We start from the raw sequence: 3,888 nt of genomic DNA on the forward strand, positions 1-3,888 counted from the left end.
GCGCCAGCAGGAACAGCAGGGCCGCCAGGAACGCCATCCGGTTGCGCGACCAGCGCAATACCTGCGGCGACACCAGGACGGTGGTCAGCGCGGCCATCGCCGCGCCCACGGCGGCGAACAGCCCGAAGTGGTGCACCCACTTGGTAGGGGTGAACATCAGGAAGAACATCGTCCCGAATATGACGCCCATCAGCCGCCAGGCGGGCCCACGGGCGACGCCGGGAACCCGCTTGCGCCGCAGCATGATGAACAAGGCCGTGAACAGGCACAGGGCGGTGACGAGGAACCCGAACCGGCGCGACAGCGAACCGTCGACGGTGGGCAGGATGAGGTAGTAGTAGCGCAGATTCTCGGTGTACCAGGCTTGGCTCGGGCCGATGTCGGTGCGGATCCGGGTGGCCTCCATCACCGTCGACAACGTCTGATCGGCGAACACGACGGTCAGCACCACGAAGCCGGCGGCCAGTATCGGTGCCACCAGCGGCCACGTGCCCACCACGCGATGCCGCTTGACCATGATCCGCAGGATCGGACGGCCACCGGCGATCAGGGCGGCCACCGCGATCAGCCCCGTCGGCTGGATGCCGAGGGTGAAGGCCGCGGTCACCACGGCCAGGGCGGCCGGCGTCACCCGCGAGGCGGACATCGAGCGCTCGATGAGCACGAACGTGACCAGCGACCCGAGCGCGATGATGGGCTCGGGACGAAGGCCGTTGTTGAACGGCATCCACGCGGTCAGCAGGACCATGCCCGCCGCCCAGTTCGCCGCCTTGCTGGAGGTCACCGCGGGGCCGAGCCGGGGCAGCACCTCACGGGAGAGCAGCAGCCAGCACACCAGCCCGGCGACCAGGTCGGGCAGTCGCATCCACAGGCTGCCGTCGCTGACATGGGTCATCAGGGCCAGCAGGTTGTAGTACCAGCCGAACGGGTCCTCCGGGCTGCCGAACCAGCGGAAGTAGTTGGACATGTAACCGGCGTGGTCGGCGACCCGGGCCATTCCGAGGATGTAGCCGTCGTCGGAGGAGTTCGCGCCGATAAGGTGCCACAGCAGGAAGCCGAATATCACCGCGGCGTCGACCAGGGTGAATTTGCGCCAGCGGGTCGGAATCAGCCGCTGCATGCGGCGCCCGTCCAACTGGTCCAGGCGCCACAGCGCGACCAGCGCGACGATGGTCGACAAGATCGCCAGCACCATCGCGAGCCGCTTCAGCGTCGTCGGGGTCGTCGAGAAGCGGGTGTCGATGGTCGCGGACAGCCGCAGCCCGGGCGGCGCGGCGCCGGTCAGGTCGGTGAAGACGCCGACGATCTGTGGACGCAGGTTGGGATCGGGAAAGCCGCCGCCCACCGGCTTACCGGCCGGGTCGGTCAGGCCGACGAAGGTGGCGAAGGTGCCGGCGCGTGTGGAAGTGATCTCAATTCTGGAACATCCGGGAGCACCTGCGCCCCCAGCCGCCTGGTCGCGAGGCACGCTGGCGATCACCACGTTGCGGTCGGTGACGTCGACGCGCTGGCTGTTGACGACGACGAACAAGGCGTTGAGCGCGGCGTCCTTACCCTTCTTGGGCGCCGTACTGAGGACCACCCCGCCGTTGGGCGGCAGGTTGCGGACCACCGAGCACGGCACGGTAGCCGTCACGTCGACCGGCGTCAGGGAGATCAGCGGTGCGGTGACGCTGCTCAATTGCCCGTTCTGCGGCCAGTTGAGGGACGCGGTGGTTTGCACGACGGGCAGCAGCGGCGTCGCGATGGACAGGACGAAACCGACCAGCCCGGCTATCGTCGCGACCCAGCGGGTCGCCCGCACGTCGGGGCGCGCGTCGCGGTGTCCGATGGGCGCTTGACGTTCGGAGTCGATGACGCTCATGGCAGGGCCCGAATCGGTCCTCGCCGGCTCCAGCCGGGCACGGTGATCACACCCTGGTCGACGACGGCGTTCGGCGCCTGATCGGCCGCAAACCGGTGATACTGCTCGACGGACCCCCAGTCCCGGTACCAGTCGCCCCGCAGGTAGGTCGAGACGGTCGACGTATAGAGCATTGTCTGAGTCAACAGGAACGGACCCCCGGTAGCACTGGCCTGCCACCCATTCGACGACGCGGCCGTCTGTTTGTGATCGGGCAGGATGCGGTATTGCGGAAGTTCGGCGATGCCGAGGTGTTCGGAGAACGGCCGCTGGCACGGGAAATTCGCGGCGGTCGCGATGTCCGCCAGCACCGGGGTCTGCGACCCGATCAAGTGCTGAAGGGTTTGTAGCACCGGCACCCGCGGCGGCGTGAACGCGAACCACTGCTCGGAACTCAGGTTCGGGTCGTAGGCGACGACGCGTGCCACGTTGGCCCCTGGGGGCGCCCAGTTCAACGGGAACCGCAGATTGCGCCACGCCGGGTGCGGCCCGATGTCGATCGGCTGCACCTGTGCGAGCGGCTGGGTGCTGCCGTCGGGGCGAGCCAAGCCCCACTGCAATTTCAGCGACTGCCCATAGGTGAAAGTGCCATCTTCTTTATACGACCAGATCGCACCGGCGGCAGAGACCACGACCAGCGGCCGGTCCGACGTTCGGGGCGGCAACTGGTACCACGCCGAAGTCGCCGTGGCGGCCAGCGAGTTCTCACCGTAGCTGCCCATCACCGGAGTGCGGGCCCGGTCGAGGCCGAAGGGCAGCGCGGCGCGGGATCCGTTCGAACCCGCCTGAGCTTGCTTTGGGATCAAGCCTCCGGCGGTGCCGGCAGAGTCGCTCATGGCGGCGTTGGGCTTGTTGGGTGACGCGTCGGAATTCACCACCCCTGGTTTGGTCACCACCGGGTCGGATCTCAGGTCGTTGCCGACCCCGTCGGGTTTGAAGCCGACGGGGTTGATGCCCCCGAGCGGCCCAGCGGGGCCGAACTGCTGGTCAGGAGCGGGTTGCAGCATGCCGGCGTTGGGGTCCGGCTCGGCCAGCACGTCGTCGGCCATGGCGCAACTTGTATTCGAGAGCCCGGTCGTGCTTGCGGCCAGGTTGGCCTTGCCGGTGGTGTAGAGCGGGTAGCGGAAGACGGCGCCTTTGGCCAGTGAGCCGACCTCGCCCAGCACCATGATGGTCGCGACGACGAGCAGCGGGGTGGAGGCCAGTACGCGGTTGCGCCGGTTGTCTTGGACCTCGGGGTGCCCGGCATAGTCCATCCGGAAGTGCTGCCAGGCGGCGAGCAACCCGGTGAGAATCGACAACGCCAGAAACATCGACGTCACCGGGTGGCTGGCAATGACGGGCTCGATGTCGTACCACGGGACTCCGTAATTGTTGACGTCGAACCAGCCGTTTACCCCCGAGGTGGCCCACGCCAGCACGAAGAGCAGTGCGGTGATGTACAGCGACAGGTTGCGGCGGCTGTGCAACCCGATCCGGGCCAAGGTGAAGGCGGTGACCGCGCCGAGGGCGCCGGCGAGTCCGGCGAACACACCGAACTGCACGGCCCACTTAGTCGGCGTGAAGGTCAACAACAGCAGGCCGATTGCCGTGGTGCCGATCAACCGCCACGCCGGTCCGGTGGACACACCCGGGATTCGGCCGCGCCGCAGCAGCACGATCAGCAATCCGAACAAACACAACAGCAGCACCAGCACCGCGAACCGGCGCGACATCGACCCCTCGGCGTTGCTCTCCACCGTCAGGAAGTAGTAGCGCAAGAAGTCCTGATACCACGCGATCGTCGGGCCGACCTTGTACTTGATGCGCGCCGACTCGGCGACCGTCGCCAACGTCTGGCTGCGGAACACCACCACGGTGATCAGTGACAACGACGCCGCGAGCACGGCCAGGGGCGCGAGCAGCCCGTCGATCGCCCGGCGTCGCCGAATCGTTCGGGCGACAGCCCGGGAGCCGGTCAAGAGCGCGGCGACGGCGACCAGGCC

The 3,888-nt window shown here is 67.8% G+C and carries 2 protein-coding genes; both read right to left on the bottom strand.

Annotation, left to right across the window (positions count from 1 at the left end; translation table 11 throughout):
- The coding region (locus tag WA317_RS02820) for an arabinosyltransferase domain-containing protein (protein ID WP_425171594.1) at positions 1–1,864 on the bottom strand (1,864 nt) is incomplete at its 3' end.
- On the bottom strand, positions 1,861–3,888 hold a 2,028-nt coding region (locus WA317_RS02825), incomplete at its 5' end, for an arabinosyltransferase C-terminal domain-containing protein (RefSeq protein ID WP_425171595.1). The genes WA317_RS02820 and WA317_RS02825, both read right to left, overlap by 4 nt.

Source organism: Mycobacterium sp., assembly GCF_049802695.1.
Lineage (GTDB): Bacteria > Actinomycetota > Actinomycetes > Mycobacteriales > Mycobacteriaceae > Mycobacterium.